The sequence below is a fragment of the Argonema galeatum A003/A1 genome, assembly GCF_023333595.1.
In the GTDB taxonomy this organism is placed as follows: domain Bacteria; phylum Cyanobacteriota; class Cyanobacteriia; order Cyanobacteriales; family Aerosakkonemataceae; genus Argonema; species Argonema galeatum.
This window is the reverse complement of the sequence record NZ_JAIQZM010000051.1, coordinates 1-18,513: the sequence shown is the minus strand read 5'-3', so window position 1 is coordinate 18,513 and position 18,513 is coordinate 1. Positions and strand designations below refer to the sequence as shown.

Annotated in this window: 5 protein-coding genes; all 5 read left to right on the top strand. The window is 43.6% G+C overall.

What is annotated here, in order from left to right:
• Positions 1-2 precede the first annotated feature (2 nt).
• The gene (locus LAY41_RS29545; RefSeq protein WP_249105887.1) at positions 3-4,616 is read left to right on the top strand and encodes a PAS domain S-box protein; all 4,614 of its coding nucleotides are present in this window, start codon (positions 3-5) and stop codon (positions 4,614-4,616) included.
• A complete protein-coding gene (locus tag LAY41_RS29540) occupies positions 4,613-6,448 on the top strand; it encodes a two-component system response regulator (RefSeq protein WP_249105885.1) in 1,836 nt (611 codons plus the stop codon). Before LAY41_RS29545 ends, LAY41_RS29540 begins: the two co-directional genes overlap by 4 nt.
• 92 nt (positions 6,449-6,540) lie before the next feature.
• Positions 6,541-8,415: a response regulator gene (locus tag LAY41_RS29535; protein WP_249105883.1), complete on the top strand. Its 1,875-nt coding sequence runs from the start codon at positions 6,541-6,543 to the stop codon at positions 8,413-8,415.
• A 231-nt stretch (positions 8,416-8,646) separates the two neighbouring features.
• Positions 8,647-9,234 carry a Uma2 family endonuclease gene (locus LAY41_RS29530; protein ID WP_249105880.1) on the top strand — a complete coding sequence of 196 codons (588 nt, stop codon included), beginning with the start codon at positions 8,647-8,649 and terminating at the stop codon, positions 9,232-9,234.
• Between the two features lie 501 nt (positions 9,235-9,735).
• Positions 9,736-18,513, top strand: an 8,778-nt coding sequence (locus LAY41_RS29525; RefSeq protein ID WP_249105878.1) for a two-partner secretion domain-containing protein, incomplete at its 3' end; no start/stop codon positions are given.

Sequence of the window (18,513 nt, the reverse complement as noted above, 5' to 3'; positions counted from 1 at the left end):
ATATGACCCAAAAGCAAGTTAATGACTTTAAAGCAAATATTTTAGTCGTTGATGATAACGCCGAAGATTTGAAACTTTTAATGGGTATGTTGTCATCAAAAGGGTATAGAGTCCGGGTAGCCCCGAATGGGTCACTGGCTCTCAAGTCTGTGAAATCAAGTCCTCCAGACTTAATTTTGCTTGACATAATGATGCCGGGAATTGATGGCTATGAAGTCTGCCAACACCTAAAAGAAAATTCCCAAAGTAGCGATATTCCCATTATCTTTTTCAGCGCATTGAATCAAGTTTTCAATAAAGTAAAAGCCTTTTCAATCGGAGGAGTAGATTACATCATCAAACCGTTTCATGAAGAAGAGGTTTTGGCTCGCGTTGAGAATCAATTGCGCGTGCAGTCATTACAAAAGCAGTTAGCCGAACAAAATGCACAACTACAACAAGAAATTTGTTATCGCATTTGTGCAGAAGAAGCATTGCGATCGAGCGCCAACAAGCTACGCGAGCAGAACATTATATTGGCGAATCTAGCTAAAATTAAAGCCCTCAATCAGGGAAATGTTAAAACTGCTATCCAAGAAATTACAGAAGTGACTGCCCATAATTTAGCCATTGAAAGAGCTAGTGTATGGCTGTATGAAGAGACAAAGACAAAACTGAAATGCTTTGACTTATTTGAGCATAGTCTTAACCAACATAGCCAAGGATTTGAACTGACAATATTAGACTATCCGGCTTATTTTCAAGCTTTGGATCGAGACGAACCGATCGCATCTGTGGACGCGCACGCCGATCCTAGAACTAAAGAGTTTTCCGAGTCTTACCTAACTCCATTAGGCATTAGCTCTATGCTCGATACACCCATTCGACTGGGGGGGGCGACGGTGGGAGTTTTATGTTTGGAACACATCGGATCTGCTCGTGATTGGACACCAGAAGATCAAAATTTCAGTCGCTCGATCGCAGATTTAATATCTTTGGCACTCGAAGCAAGGGAACATCATCGCGCCGAAGCAGCGAGACATTCCTCTGAAGAAAAATTAGCATCCGCCTTTCGATCTTCTCCAGATCCGATCGGACTGGTAACTTTCCCCCAGGGACGCTACATAGAAGTCAACGATAGCTTCTGTAACTTTTTTGGTTATTCTCGCGCACAGACAATCGGTCGCACCGTCCGAGATCTGAATATGTGGGTCAATCTAGAAGATCGCCACAAAATCCTCCAGATCGTGCAAGAGAAAAGAGCCATTCGCAATTACGAAGTCGATTTTCGCACAGCTTCAGGCGAGATAAAAACGGTACTATTTTCAGCAGAACTGATCGAAATTGACGGACAAGAGTGCCTACTTGGCACAAAGAAGGACATCACCGATCGCAAAAAAGCGGATTTGGCACTGAAATCGGCAACCGAACGCCTGCAATATCTGCTTACCTCTAGCCCAGCAATTATTTATAGCTGCAACGCAGGGGAGGATTTTGGGACTACTTTTATCAGCCGCAACGTAAGGGCAATGTTGGGCTACGAAGTGCAAGAATTTTTAGAAGATTCCAGTTTCTGGAGCTACCATATTCACCCAGAAGATGTCCATCGTATTTTTATCGGATTAGCGAACTTGTTATCGCAGCGGTCTTACTCCTGCGAATACCGCTTTTTGCACAAAGACGGCACTTATCGCTGGGTCTACGATCAGCGTAGGTTAGTCAGGGATAAAGCTGGCAATCCCGTCGAATGTATTGGTTATTGGGTAGATATCAGCGATCGCAAACAAACAGAATTTGCATTGCAGCAGAGTCAACGCCGCTATCAAACCTTAGCAGAAGCCTCACCTGTTTGTATATTTAACACCGATGCCGATGGAAATTGCCTCTATGTCAATCAGCGCTGGAGTGAGATTACAGGACTCTGCTTAGAAATGGCTTCTGGACAAGGGTGGACAAGTAACTTACATCCAGATGACCGCGATCGCGTTTTTGCCGACTGGGCTTTTGCAGTAGAAGCTAGGGTGGAGTTTAAGTCTGAGTATCGTTTCCTGCGCCCTGATGGGACTCTAGTTTGGGTAATCGGTCAAGCATTGCCAGAAATTGGGGATAACGGAGAAATTAAAGGCTACGTCGGTACGATTACCGATATTAGCGATCGCAAACGCACAGAAGCAGCCCTCAAAGAAAGTGAAGAACGCTTCCAGCTAGCTGTTTCCGGCACCAATGACGGCATTTGGGATGGCGACTTGAGGACCGATCGAGTTTATTTCTCTCCTGTTTGGATGAAAATGTTCGGCTACAGCGAAGGAGAATTGCCATATCTAATTAGCACCTGGTTAGATAGAGTGCATCCAGATGATTTACCCAAAGCTTTGGGAGATTTTCAAACCCACCTTGAGGGCAAAACCGCCATTTATCAGAACACCCATCGAATACAACGCAAAGATGGTCAATGGTTGTGGGTTGAGGCGAAAGCTAAATGCCAGCGCGACTCTTCCGGTAAAGCTTACCGAGTGACCGGGACAATGGCCGATATTACCCAACGCAAACAGGTAGAGGAGGCATTGCAGGAGAGTGCAGAACGGGAGAAAGCTCTAGCCCAAGTTATTCAAAGAATGCGCCAAACTTTGGATATTGAAACGATATTTGCTGCCACAACCCAAGAATTGCGGCAAGTCATCGATTGCGATCGCGTTGTAGTCTATCATTTTCATCCTGACTGGAGTGGAGAATTACTCGCAGAGTCTGTAGGAAATGAGTGGACTTCTCTACTGCAAGAACAAGCCAATTACCCCAATTTTGCCGAAAATACAGTTGAAGATGAGCATTGCACTGTGAAAATACTCAATAGCATAGATTCCCTGATAATGCGGGATACTTATCTGCAAGAAACCAAAGGCGGTGTATACAGCGAAGGCGCAAGCTATTTAGTTGTCGAAGACATTTACTCGGCTAATTTTAGCCCTTGTTACCTCCAACTCTTGCAGCGATTTCAAGCTAGAGCTTATATCATTGTCCCCATCTTCTCTGGCAATAAACTTTGGGGATTGTTGGGAACTTATCAAAATTCTGCCCCGCGCCAATGGAAAACAACAGAAATTAATGTCGTAGTTCAAATTGGCAATCAGTTGGGAGTTGCTTTGCAGCAAGCCGAATTACTCGAACAAACTCAGAAACAATCACAAGCACTACAAAAATCTGCTCTAGCCGCCGATGCAGCCAACCGCGCCAAAAGCGAATTTCTCGCCAACATGAGTCACGAACTGAGAACACCACTCAATGTTATACTCGGTTTTACCCAAGTGATGAGTCGTGACAGTTCTCTATCTAGCCAGCAACAGGAAAACCTAGTAATTATCAATCGTGCTGGCGAACATCTGCTCGAACTGATTAACGACATTCTCGAAATGTCCAAAATCGAGGCAGGCCAAACCACATTAAATGAAAACAGCTTTGACTTAATTTCCTTGATAGAAAGTCTAGAAAAAATGCTGCGATTCAAAGCCGAATCCAAGGGTCTACAACTCCGATTTGAATCTGCATCAGAACTGCCTCAATATGTGCTAGCAGACGAGAGTAAATTGCGTCAAGTCTTGATTAACTTGCTCGGTAATGCCATTAAATTTACCCAAAAAGGTAGTGTGTCCTTGCGAGTAAAAAGGGGCTTGCTGAATGGGGAAGAAAGTATCAATAACCAATCCTTATATTTTGAAATTGAAGACACTGGCCCCGGGATCGACTCCGAAGAAATAGACCTTTTATTTAAAGCTTTTGGGCAAACAGAAACGGGGCGTAAATCTCAGCAAGGAACGGGATTGGGTTTACCTATTAGCCGAAAATACGTACAATTGATGGGTGGAGATATTAGAGTCAGCAGTACCCCTGGCAAGGTAACTTTGTTTAGTTTTGATATTCAAATAAAATTGACTGACGCGGCTGAAATTAAGACACCTCAAAGTAAACGCAAAGTAATTGGTTTAGCGCCAAATCAGCCCGAATATCGCATTTTGGTAGTTGACGACGCTAGAGAAAGCCGTCTTTTGTTAGTCAGACTATTCACATTAATCGGCTTCTCCGTGCAGGTGGCGGAAAATGGTCTAGAGGGAGTTAGCGCCTGGTCAAGTTGGTTACCGCACCTGATCTTGATGGACATGAGGATGCCAGTGATGGATGGTTATGAAGCGACTAAACAGATTAAAGCACATCCTCTGGGTAAGACAACTAAGATCGTTGCCCTTACTGCTAGTGCTTTCGACGAACAGCGACAGACGATTCTGTCAATTGGGTGTGACGATTTTGTTGGTAAGCCATTTCGAGAGGAGGTTTTGTTAGGAAAAATCAGCCAACATCTAGGTGTTCAATATATCTATGAAGAAGAAGAAGATATAATAGCGAACGCAATGCAGCCAACAAATTTTTTGCCAGAAGCAGATTTAGTTTCTCTTTTGTCTGAAATGTCTGCTGAGTGGATAGCAGAGTTATACCATGCCGCAGTTCAATGCAGCGATGAGATAATTTTGGATTTGCTAGAACAAATTCCTCCAGAAAAATCCGCTTTGGCAGACGCTATTACAGATTTAGCAAATAACTTTCAGTTTGAAAAGATTATGCAATTGACACAAGAGGGTGCGAAATGAATGACGAGCGGGTTGAGTTGTCTAAAAAAGATATTCTCATAGTTGATGATACGCCAGCAAACCTGCGTTTTTTAGCCAAGATTCTCACGGAGCAGGGGTATAATGTCCGCAAAGCTTTGAACGGGCAAATAGCGCTTACTTCGTGTCAAATGATTTTGCCGGATCTGATATTACTCGATATTATGATGCCCGATATGGATGGGTATGAAGTTTGTCTGCGTCTGAAAGCGGACGAGCCAACTTGCAAGATTCCGGTGATTTTTATAAGCGCCTTAAATGATGTTTTCGACAAAGTAAAAGGGTTTAAAGTTGGCGGTATTGACTACATCACCAAGCCGTTTCAGTTTGAAGAAGTTATAGCTCGCGTCAAAAGTCAACTGGCACTAAGGGATGCAGAAATAAAAATTAACCAACTTAATCTTGAACTCGAAGAACGGGTTAAAGAGCGCACTTTTCAGCTGGAGGTGACAAATCAAGAACTCCTGCGAGAAATTATTGAGCGCAAGCAACTTCAAAATCAACTGCTGCACATGGCGCTGCACGATGCGCTCACTAACTTGCCGAATCGGGCGCTATTTATGGAGTGCTTGTCAGAGAGTCTCAAACGCGCTAAAGAACTGCCGGATTATCGGTTTGCAGTGCTGTTTCTGGATTGCGATCGCTTCAAAATCGTCAATGATTCCCTCGGTCATCTGGTGGGAGATGAATTGCTGATTGCGATCGCTCGCCGACTGGAAGGCTCTCTAAAACCTGTTAATACTCTAGCACGATTAGGCGGAGACGAATTTGCCATTCTCCTAGAAAATATTACAGATATTGGCATGGCTACACAAGTTGCCGAACAAATTCTTCAAGAGCTATTAACTCCTTTTCAACTATCCAGATATGAAGTATTTATCAATGCGAGTATTGGCATTGCTCTGAGCAATACTTACGACGATAAGCCAGAATATCTGCTGCGGAATGCCGACACCGCAATGTATCGCGCTAAGGCACTAGGAAAAGCGAGGTATCACGTTTTCGATCCAGCTATGCACCAACAAGCCCTCCAACTTTTACAGCTAGAAAATGACCTGCGAAGGGCTGTGGAACGGAAAGAATTTATCGTTTACTATCAGCCGATCGTCTCCCTATATACAGGCAGAATTAGCGGATTTGAAGCGCTGGTACGCTGGAAACATCCCACTCGCGGTTTAGTTCCTCCAGTCGAGTTTATTCCGGTGGCGGAAGAAACGGGTTTGATTGCCTCGATCGACACTTGGGTATTGCAAGAAGCTTGCCATCAACTAAGTATCTGGCAGAAGCAGCACGCAACTGAAGAACTGTTAACGATGGGCGTCAATCTTTCGGTACGGCTGCTTTCGCAGCCCAACTTAATTGAACAGATTGCACAAGTTCTTCAGAAAACTGATTTGAATCCTCAAACTTTAAAGCTGGAGATCACCGAAAGTGCCATAATGGAAAATAAGGAATCTGCTCTCATAATTTTAGATCAACTCAAAGCTCGCAAAATCCAGTTAAGTATTGATGACTTTGGCACTGGCTATTCTTCTTTGAGTTACCTGGACAGTTTCCCTGTAAATACGCTTAAGATTGACCAGTCTTTTGTTAATCGTATGGATGGAAAACTAGAAAAGAAGGGGTTGGTTCCGGCAATTATCAGCATGGCCCACAGAATGGGGATAAGTGCGATCGCTGAAGGTGTAGAAACCCAGGATCAGTTAACCCAATTGAGAACTTTAAACTGTGACTTCGGTCAGGGCTATCTGTTTTCTAAACCTTTGGATAGTAAGTTGGCTTTCGATCTACTCGCATCTGAACCCCAATGGTGATTTTCATGTACAAACGGGGGGCAAAACAATGATTAAAAATCCATATAAAGGGAACCAAGGCAAGATTATTGTGGCTGATAACAATCAAAAATATGAAAAAAAAAGATAACATTTTGCTTGTTGACGATACGGTAGATAACCTGCGCTTTTTATCGAGTATGTTGAGCAAAGAGGGGTATGAAGTTCGCAAGGCACTTAACGGTAAGACGGCTTTAATGGCAGTACAGGCGGCTCCTCCAGATCTGATTTTGCTCGACATTATGATGCCGGAAATGGACGGATATGAGGTCTGCACTCAGCTAAAAGCTTCAGAAAAAACTCGCGATATTCCGGTAATTTTCTTGAGCGCCTTGGATGATGTTTTGAACAAGGTGAAAGCCTTTAATGTGGGTGGTTCGGACTACATTAGCAAACCGTTTCAGTTTGAAGAAGTTTTGGCTAGAGTCGAAAATCAGCTAACCGCTCAGCGTCTGCAAAAGCAACTGGGCGAGCAAAATGCAATTCTGCAACGGGAAATCGAAGAACGCAAGCTGGTAGAAGCGGCGCTTCGCGCTTCGGAAGCGAAAAATCGCGCTTTTGTTGATGCTATCCCGGATGTAATGTTTCGCATCAATGCTGATGGCATCTTTCTCGACTACCGGGGTGCAAAATTCGATCGCATCTCAACAACAGAGTCTGAGGATGAGGAGTTGACGAAACCCTTTTGCAGTTCCCATTCCAGCGATTTACCCTACGGACAAACGCCACGCGATCGCCAAGCTCTAGGCAAATCGGTATCGGACATTTTCTCTGAAGACTTAGCTGCGTGGACGATGCACTACGTCGAAGAAACCCTCTCCACCCAAACGATGCAAATAGGCGAGTACGTTCAGCAGGTCAACGGTAAATGGCATCATTACGAAGCCCGGTATGTAGTTAGCGGAGCGGATGAAGTTTTGGCGATTCTGCGCGATATCTCCGACCAAAAACGCGCTGAGGCACAGATGCGCCAATCGGAAGCACAATTGAAAGCGCAAAAAACACAGCTAACAGAAACCTTGAATGAACTTAAACGGACTCAAGCCACACTAATTCAGAATGAAAAAATGATCGGTTTGGGTCAACTTGTGGCAGGCATAGCCCACGAAATTAATAACCCAATCGGCTTTATTTATGGCAATCTCTCCTATGTGAGTAGCTATACTTCTGACCTGTTAAAGCTGGTGAAAATGTATCAAGAAGCTTTGCCCAATTCTACAACAGATATCCAGCAATTTATTGAAGAGATGGATCTGGATTTTTTGGATGAAGATTTGCCTAAACTCATCGGTTCCATAAACGCGGGAGCCGAACGGATTAGCAAAATTGTGCTTAGCTTACAAAACTTCTCCCGCCTTGGGGAAGCCGAACTCAAGAGAGTGGATCTCCACGAGGGAATCGAGAGTACTTTAATGATTTTGCAGCACCGCCTCAAAGGTAATTCCAATCGTCCTGCGATCGCAGTGGTAAAAGAATTTGGTTCGCTGCCTTTGGTTGAGTGCTATGCTGGAAAAATTAATCAGGTGTTTATGAATATTCTGAGTAATGCGATTGACTCTTTGGAGTCACGCTTCGCGAACGATGCGATCGAAAAGTCATTCGTCATCGATAATTCGTCATTGCTGGAGAGTACTAAATTATTAACCAATGACAATCCTACAATTACTATTCACACTGAATTAGTTGACACACAGCGGGTGGCGATCGCAATTACCGATAATGGGCAGGGGATGACGGAAGCGGTACGAAAGCGTGTATTCGATCCCTTTTTTACCACGAAGGAAGTTGGCTCTGGGACGGGATTAGGAATGTCGATTAGTTATCAAGTTGTCGTGGAGCAGCATGGAGGGGAAATTCGTTGCGAAAGTGCTACTGGAGAAGGAGCAAAATTTACTGTGGCAATTCCGATCGTACACCCAAAGGAACTCCAAACTGGACTTACGCACTAACCCCCTAAGCCAACAGATTTTGGTGCTGGAGGGCGAAACAAGAAATATTGCCTTTAGCCAAATAATACCAAATCCGCAACGATTACCCCCTTTATGTCTATAGGCTGTAGAGACGTTTCATGAAACGTCTCTACAATGTTTAGGCCAAAAATTAAAGGGGTAACAAACCCGGATTTGGTATAACCAACAAGTTGTGCTAAAATACCGGCAGTAGAGTTATGGGTTTCTTTTATGCTAGCAGAAACACTCAAAAGTCAGTATACTCCAGAAGAATATTTACAACTAGAGGAGTCAGCAGAATATAAAAGCGAATATCGAGATGGAGAAATTGTAGCTATGACTGGTGGAACGTCAAATCATAATCAAATTGCGCTTAATTTTGCCGCTTACTTAAAGTTTGCTTTAAAAGGGCAAAATTACAAAATATACATTGGCGATATGCGTTTGTGGATACCTCGCTATCGCCAGTACACTTATCCTGATGTGATGGTGATTCAGGGAAAACCGATTTTCACGGAAAAGAATACAACAACTGTAACGAATCCTTCGTTAATTGTGGAAGTATTATCCAAATCTACCAAAAATTACGATGCGGGAGATAAATTCCTTTATTATCGATCGGTCCCGGAATTTCGCGAATATATTTTAATTGACCAGGAAAGATATCACGTTATGCAATATAATAAAACAGAAGATAAAAAATGGTTGTTAAGCGAGTATGAATCTGAAGACGCCGTTTTAGCTTTAAATTCAATTAACTTTGAAATTAAGTTCAGCGATATTTATGAGCAAGTAGACTTTACAGAGGGTGAGGAATAAGGTTTATTCAAGTAAGACTCACCCGCTGGGGACTCAAGTCCCCAGCTAATAGCGAAAGTCCACTTCAGTGGACTGAATATTAATTTTTCAGTCCATTTTAATGGACTTTCGCTATTAGCCTGCGATTTGAATCGCAGGCGGGCTGGGGCGTTGTGAGTGGCTTTGTATTCAGCCGGGGATTGGAATCGCAGGCGGGCTGGGGCGTTGTGAGTGGCTTTGTATTCAGTCCACAACCAACCTGCTTATCGACGGAATGGGAGAGTCTCTACAGGAATAAAAAAGCCCGATCGCAAAAACTTATTATAAAGCATCTCGCATCATCTCGAATATGACCCCAGTCATATATTTTTATGCCTTTAGGCAATGCTGTTCAAGGGATAATTTCAGTATATTTGACTAGAGCGCGATCGAGCGTTTGTTCGTCAGCCCGTTCTCACAGCATACCGTCAATGATTTTACAGATAGACTAAATTATTTTTTTTCAAAAAAAGAGATCGTATTATGGCATCTACCAAAAGAAGTATCTTTTTATTTTTCCCAGCTTTGGTGAGTGCATTTGCGCTCACGCACCCAGTTATCGCACAGCCGATCGTACCAGAATCGGGGAATACGAATACGATCGTCACCCCAGACGGAAACCGCTTGGATATCACGGGCGGGCAGCGTTCTGGGGATGGCGCTAATTTATTTCACGGCTTTAAGCAATTTAATGTTAATTCCGGGCAAATTGCTAACTTTATCTCTTCGCCAGAAATCTTAAATATTTTATCCAGAATTAACGGCGGCAATCCATCTTATATTAACGGTTTGATTCAAGTTACGGGCGGGAATTCTAACTTATTTTTAATGAATCCATCTGGCATCGTGTTTGGTGCAAATGCCAGTTTAAACGTTCCCGCAGCTTTTACGGCGACTACAGCAAATGGGATTGGTTTGGGTAATAATTGGTTTAATGCTATTGGTACTAATAATTATGCAAACCTGATCGGCAAGCCAAATGCTTTTGCCTTTACGATGAATCAACCGGGAAGTATTATTAATTCCGGTAATTTAGCAGTTGCGTTAGGGCAAGATTTAACTTTACTTGGTGGTACGATAGTTAATACCGGACAATTATCTGCACCGGAAGGTAATATTACCATAGCAGCGGTTCCCGGTTCTAGTTTAGTGCGATTGAGTCAGCCGGGATATTTACTGACTTTAGAAATTCAACCAATTGGAAATAGCAGCAATTTACCCAATAATTACCCATTGCCAGTTGCATCTTTGCCGCAAATGCTGACGGGTGGGAGTGGCGGTAATGCAACGGGGGTGCAAGTAAATAAAGATGGTAGCGTAGAACTAACAGGATCGGGAATTCGGATACCGCAATCAGGTAATACAGCAATTGCTTCCGGCAATATTAACGTAGCGGGTAAAACTGGTGGTTCGGTTAATGTTTTCGGCGATAAAGTTGGCGTTATTAGCGGTAATATTAACGCTTCCGGTACTAATGACGGCGGTGTTGTCCGTGTAGGTGGAGATTATCAGGGGAAAGGAGATGTACCGAATGCGTCGCGGAGTTTTGTTAGTAAAGATTCGGTGATTTCCGTTGATAGTCTTACCGCTGGAAATGGCGGACGGGTAATTGTTTGGGGGGATGAGGCTACCAGGCTTTATGGTACGATTACAGCGCGGGGTGGAAAGCTGGGTGGTGATGGTGGATTTGTGGAAGTGTCGGGTCGGAATTCATTGGATTTTCAGGGAAATGTGAATACCCTAGCACCAAATGGAAAAGCAGGAATGCTGTTACTCGATCCAACAGATATAACGATTGTATCGGGTGCGGGATCGTTTACAGCATTGACTGATGTGGATCAATTTAGCGATCCTGATAATGGTGGAAATACGATCGATGCCGCTTTGATTGATGCTGCAACTACTAATGTAACTCTGCAAGCAACTAATAATATTAATTTTAATGCGCCTGTTAATATTACAGTGACGGGAGTTGGGATTACAGCCGAAGCTAATAACGATATTAATGTAGTCCTAGATAACGCCAACCTCAACACAGCAGATGGAAATATTACCCTCTCTGGCACTGGCAAAGGCACTGGAGCAAGCAACTTCGGCATCAGTATTCAAAACACTAGCACAGTCAAAAGCACAGGAACAGGTGCGATCGATATTACTGGCACTAGCGGCAATGGCACGGATTTTAACGACGGGTTATTCCTAGATAAATCCAACTTCAACACAGCGGATGGAAATATCACCCTCTCTGGTACTAGCAATGGCACTGGACAACACAACCGAGGCATCCATATTGGAAACACTCTCACAGTGACAAGCACGGGAACAGGTGCGATCGATCTTACTGGCACTGCTGGCAATGGCACGGATTTTAACACTGGGATACTTGTAAATACATCCAACTTCAACACAGCAGATGGAAATATTACCCTCTCTGGCACTGGCAAAGGCACTGGAGAAAACAACTACGGCCTCGTTGTAAACACTAGCACAGTGACAAGCACGGGGACAGGTGCGATCGATCTGACTGGCATTGGGGGGGATGGCAACAATTTTAACACCGGGATACTCCTATATACATCCAACCTCAACACAGCAGATGGAAATATCACCCTCTCTGGCACTGGCAAAGGCACTGGAGGAAGCAGCTTCGGCATCAGTATTCAAAACACTAGCACAGTCACAAGTACGGGGACAGGTGCGATCGCTCTGACTGGAATTGGGGGGAATGACAACAATTTTAACACCGGGATACTCCTAGATACAAACTCCAGTCTCAATACAGCGGATGGAAATATTAACCTCACTAGCAATAACGGCAATATTAATACGAGTCAAGCAACTATTACTTCTAGTTCCACAACAGGTAATGGAGGCGCAATTACTATTTCTGCTCTTGGCGACATTACCACTGCTAATCTTAATTCATCTTCCCAAAGCAACGGAGCAGGTGGAAATATTAACCTCAAAAGCGCTCTCGGTAGTATCGATACCAGTGCAGGTACTTTAAATTCTAGTTCAGCCACTGGAAATGCAGGAGCGATCGCTCTTTCTTCTCCTATCAATATTACGATCGCTGGCATCAATTCTACAGGTTATCCCAACACTGGTGACGTTAGCTTAACTAGCAATGGCATTGACTTCGCTGGCGTAAGTAAATCGGTTCAAGGAACGGGTAAGTTGACGATCGAAACGTTCGATCAAAGTCAAAATTTGGATTTAGGGACGATAAATTTATCCATTTTAAAAGATGGCTTTAGCTCGATTACTATCGGACGTACAGATGGTACTGGTACGATTACCGTTGGCGCGATCGCATTTAGCGACCCCACGACTATTCAATCTCCTGGGGGATCGATCGCAGTTGACGGACAAATTACTGGCAACGATAACGCTTCTATTACTTTGCGCGGAAACACAACTTTAAATGCCGATATTACTACTGCCGATCGAGATATTACGATCGAGGGTAATACCACTGTTGGCAATAACGTTACTCTCAGCACGGGAGCTAGTGCGGGTGGCGATATTCAACTCCAAGGTACGGTTGACGGAAACCAAACTCTTACTCTAGAAACGGGTACGGGAGATATTAATTTTGGTGGTGCGCTCGGTGGTACTAACGCCTTACAACAACTTACTATTAATAACGCTAACAAGGTTACTGCTAGCGCAATTACTACTGCTGGCGATATCAATTTAACGGGTAGCACTTTTAATCTAAATGGCAATATTACCACAACTACTAATGGTAATTTTACTGTCAACAACAGCAATACCTTAGATATTAGCGCTAACACAACTTTCAATTTAGATGGTGCGTTTAATCAAACCGGAACAGGTGCAGTTTCCCTGGCAGCAAACATCACCACAACTGACGACGATATCAACTTTACAGCGCCAGTTACATTGACGGGAAACGTTACATTTAATCCCGGAACTGCCAAGATTTCTTTCGGTTCCACTTTAGCAGCAGGCAACAACCCGCTGACTTTAAGGGCAGGTGAAATAGATTTTAATGGGGCAGTAACTGGTAATAATATCCTCGTACTCGAAACGGCAACAGCGGAACAAGATATTACTCTTGGGGATTCTACAAACACCGCAGCTTTAGACTTAAATGCAGCTGAATTAGCGAATATCCAAGATGGGTTTAGTTTTATTACGATCGGTCGCACAGACGGCAGCGGTACAATTACTCTAAACGGCAATTCTACATTCAATAATCCCGTAAAAATTCAGTCTCCCACAGGACTTGGTTCAATTAATGGAACTGGCAATATTACAGGGTCAGGCGATGCCTTAATTACCTTGTTAGCTAACCAAAATATCACTACTGGCAATATTACCGCACCAGCAGGAATTACTATCACTAGCAATAGCGGCGATATAAATACCAGTGCAGGCACCCTAGATTCTAGTTCTATCACAGATAATGGCGGTGGCGGTGCAATTTCACTTTCTGCCCCTAATAGTATCACCGCCAGCAACATCAACGCCAGCGGTACTACCAGCGGCGGAAGTATTGATTTAACTAGCAATATAATTAACTTAGTAGGTGGAAAAGACTCGATTTCCAGCAAAAACGGTACTCTCACTTTACAACCGTTTACAGCTAGTCAAAATTTAGAAATGGTACCCACAAATATTGCTCCCTTCCAAGATGGATTTAAGTCGATTACGATTGGAAAATCTGATGGAAGCGGAATCATCACCGTTCCTAATCCCATCACCTTCAACGATCCTACGATTATTCAATCTCCACAAGGATCGATCGCACTCAACGGACAAATTACTGGCACGGACAACGCCTCAATTACCCTCAACGCGGCTACAATAAACCTCAACGCAGGTATTACCACAGCAAATCAAAATATTGTCATTAACGGTAATGCCATTCTGGGTAATGATGTTACCATTAGCACTGGTACTGACGCAGGCGACATCAGTTTTTCTGGTACAGTTGATGGCAACCAATTGTTGACTGCTGATGCTGGTACTGGGAATGTTACATTTGAGGGTGCGATCGGCAATACCAATCCCCTCAGCGGTTTAAATATCAACGGTCAGAATGTCAATGTTAATTCTACCACAAAAGTAGCAGGGAATATCGACATTAATAGTACTGGCACGCTCAATTTAAACAACACTGTAACAACAACCAATAACGGTAGCGTCACTCTCACTAACACGCAAGATTTAACTTTAAAAGCAGATAACTTTATTCTTGATGGCGCTTTCACCCAAGATGGTACTGGTTCTGTCTCAATTTCGGGTAATTTAAGTACCACCAATGATGATATCAAGTTTAGCGCCCCAGTTACTCTAATTGGCAACACCACATTCAATCCCGGAACTGCTACGATTTCCTTCGGTTCTACCTTAGCAGCAGACAATTACCCATTGAATTTAAAAGCGGGTGAAATCGATTTGAACGGTTCTGTTAGCGGTACGAATACCGTCGCACTTGAACCAGCTACCGCAGGACAAAATATCGCCTTGGGTAGTTCTACTAACAGTACCGATTTAGATTTGACTGCCGCAGAAATAGCTAATTTACAGGATGGATTTAAATCGATTACGATCGGTAGCAGTGATGGCAGCGGTCAAATTGCGATCGGCAATAACCTGACATTCAACGATCCGGTAACGATTCAATCTCCTGTGGGAACAGGTGCGATCGCATTTAATGCTGGAAGTGCGATCGCAGGTACAGGTGATGCCTCTGTCACCCTGCTAGCAAACCAAAATATCACCACCAACAATATTACCGCACCAGCCGGAATTACCGTCACCAGCAATAGCGGCAATATCGATACCAGTGCTGGGACGCTTGATTCTAGTTCTACCACAGGTGATGGTGGCGCAATTTCACTTTCTGCTGCTGGCGATATTATCGCAGGCAATCTCTCATCCAGCACTAATGGTAAAATCACTCTGAATGCAGATGCCGATGCAAATGATGCGGGTGCGATCGACATTACCAATGCTAAGATTACTTCTGGTGGAGGGCCGATCGTTTTAGGTGGTGGCAAAGATCCGTCAAGCAATCCAGCAGTAGGAACGACTGCAAATCCTGATGGAGTTAGGATTGATAATTCCACAGTTAATGCTGGTGGTGGAAATATTTCGATTCAAGGTAAAGGATTAGCGGGTGGTACGAATTCTCACGGTATTTTGATTGATAACAGCAGTGTGGTAGAGACTAATGAGACGGGAACAATTACCCTAAATGGTATTGGGGGTGATGGAATTGATGGGAACACAGGAGTATTCATAAACAGTAATTCCAGAGTCAGTTCGCAGAATGGAGATATTAGTTTTAATGGTATTGGTGGTAATGGAACTGGAATTGGTAACGACGGCATTGCTTTTAAAAGCAGTGGTGTAGTGGAAACTACCGGAACGGGGAATATTATCCTCACTGGTATTGGCGGGAAAGGAACAGAGCAAATATTAGGGATAGTTTTAGATTCCTCCAGAGTCAGTTCAAAGGATGGAAATATCAGCATCAGCGGTACTGGTGGTGATGGAACTGGAAAGCAAAACCTTGGTATTAGCCTTCAAAACGGTAGTATAGTAGAAAGCACGGAGATAGGATCGATCGATCTCACTGGCACTGGCGGCACTGGAACCGATCAAAATAGTGGAGTATCTACAAACAGTTCCTCTAGAATTGACACCAAAGATGGAAATATCAGCTTGACAGGAACTGGTGGTAGCGGTGCAGAAGGAATTTTATTAGCGGACACCTTTATTAACTCCACTGGAACAAGCAATGCTACAATTACCCTCACTGGCGATGAAATTAATCTCACTGGCACGACGCAAATTAAAGGCAATGGCGTTATTCAATTACAACCGCTGAATCCCAGTGTAGGTATTACTGTTGGCGGTACGACTGACGACGCAAACTTGAATCTAGACACCACCGATCTAAACACTTTACAACCCGGATTTGCTCAAATTATCATCGGACGGGATAAGAGTAGCGGCGCTATTACCGTATCGAATCCAGTTACTTTTAACGATCCAGTTTTAATTCAGTCTCCTACAGGTTCAATCTTAGTAAATAATGCCATTACAGGAACCGATGACGCCTCGATTACTTTGACTGGAAACACAAGCTTAAACGCCAATATTACCACTGCGGAACAAAACATCACTCTCAACGGCAATACCACATTAGCTAATAACGTCACCCTCAGCACTGGTACGTCTGCCGGTGGCGATATTCAATTCAACGGTACTATCGATGGCAATCGAAATCTTACCTTAGAAACTGGCACGGGTAATATCAATTTTACAGATGCTATTGGTGGCAATACTCCCATCGGTGACTTGAATGTTGATAACACAAATAAAGTCACCACGCAAGCAATTACCGCTACTAATATCTTTATAAGAGCGAGTGAAATTGATTTCAATGGCGCAGTAGCTGGTACTAATAATCTTACACTCGAAGCGGGAACAACCGGACAAAATATCGTGCTGGGTGATGTTGGTGATACCGACGCTTTAGATTTAACGGCGGCAGAAATAGATAACTTAAAAGGTGGTTTTCGTTCTATTATTATCGGTCGCACGGACAGCACCGGAAATGTTACCATCAATAGCAGCACATTCAACGATCCGGTCACAATTCAATCGGGAAACGGAACAATTAACATAAATGGTAATTTAACTGGAACAGGCGACGCTTCAATTACTTTGAATGCTCTTACAAATACCTTAAATGGAAATATCACTACAGCTAATCAAAATATTACGATCGCACAACGCATCCTACTAGGTTCGGATGTCAAACTCAGTACAGGTACAGGCGCTGGTGATATTACTTTTACGGGTACGTTAGACGGTACGAAACAATTGCAGCTAGAGGCAGGTACGGGTAATATCCGATTTAATGCTGCCGTCGGTAATACCAATCCTCTGAGTAAATTGGATATTACCAGCGCTGGGAATGTTTTTGTATCAAGTGGAATTACAACTAATAATAGTCCTCTCACTTTTAACATACCCGTCACTATCACCGAAGATGCTGTTTTCAATACTGATAATGGTAATATCACTTTTGCCAATACTTTGGATAGCGAAGCAGGAGAAGCGAACGACTTAACCTTACGTGCTGGTACTGGGAATGTTAATTTCAATGGTGTAATTGGTGGCGGAACAAATCAACAACTCGGTGCGATTTTAATTGAAAGTGCCGCTAATTTGGCAGCTACATCAAATATTAATGCTGGCAGTCTGCGATATTCGGGGGGAACGGGTACGATTTCCTTGCAAGGAAATGTCACAACTACAGATACTGATGGTGTAAATTTAACTACTGGCGGGAAGATTAGCACAGCTAATATTACTTCAAAAGGCGGTAATATTAATCTGACTAGCAATAATAGTACTGTCACAACTGCTAATCTCGATGCTTCTTCGACTGCGGGAAATGGAGGTGCGATCGCACTTTCTGCACCCAATGACATCAATACAGGCAACCTAACCTCTCATTCCAATACTGGTACAGGCGGTAACCTCACTATCAATAGTCAAAATGGAATTGTCAAAGCTGGCGACTTGGATGCTTCCGGTAACAGTAAAGGTGGGGATATCACCGTAAAAGCACAAATTGAAATTACTGCCGGAAAGATTAATTCTAGTGCAGTTATCGGTGATGGGGGTAATGTTTTTATCGACCCGGATAATGACATTGAAGTTGAATATATCAACGCCCAAGGAGGAACTAGCGGTCAAGGTGGTACGGTAGATATTATCACTAAAAACTTTTTCCGGGCTACGGGTAGTTTTAGCGATCAAAAAGGACAATTTGCCAGTATTTCTACTGCGGGCGGAACTGGAGGCGGTGCGATTACAATCTCCCATGCAGGTGGAGATAAAGGAGATCCGATCGCACCTTTTATCATCGGCGATGCTAGCATCAACGGAACTGCCGGAGCTATTACGAGTGGAACATCAACACTGGCGCTGGGCGATAATTTTCCGCGTTCCGACACGCGAGGAAATATTCGATTGGTAACTGACGACGGCGTAGACCCAACACCAACACCAACACCACCAACACCAACACCACCAACACCACCAACACCAACACCACCAACACCAACACCACCAACACCAACACCACCAACACCACCAACACCAACACCACCAACACCACCAACACCAACACCACCAACACCACCAACACCAACACCACCAACACCACCAACACCAACACCACCAACACCACCAACACCAACACCACCA

Bases quoted from the DNA above. Each gene is read 5' to 3' on its own strand.
- LAY41_RS29530 (WP_249105880.1), top strand. From the start codon at position 8,647: ATGCTAGCAGAAACACTCAAAAGTCAGTATACTCCAGAAGAATATTTA.
- LAY41_RS29545 (WP_249105887.1), top strand. From the start codon at position 3: ATGACCCAAAAGCAAGTTAATGACTTTAAAGCAAATATTTTAGTCGTT.
- LAY41_RS29540 (WP_249105885.1), top strand. From the start codon at position 4,613: ATGAATGACGAGCGGGTTGAGTTGTCTAAAAAAGATATTCTCATAGTT.
- LAY41_RS29535 (WP_249105883.1), top strand. From the start codon at position 6,541: ATGAAAAAAAAAGATAACATTTTGCTTGTTGACGATACGGTAGATAAC.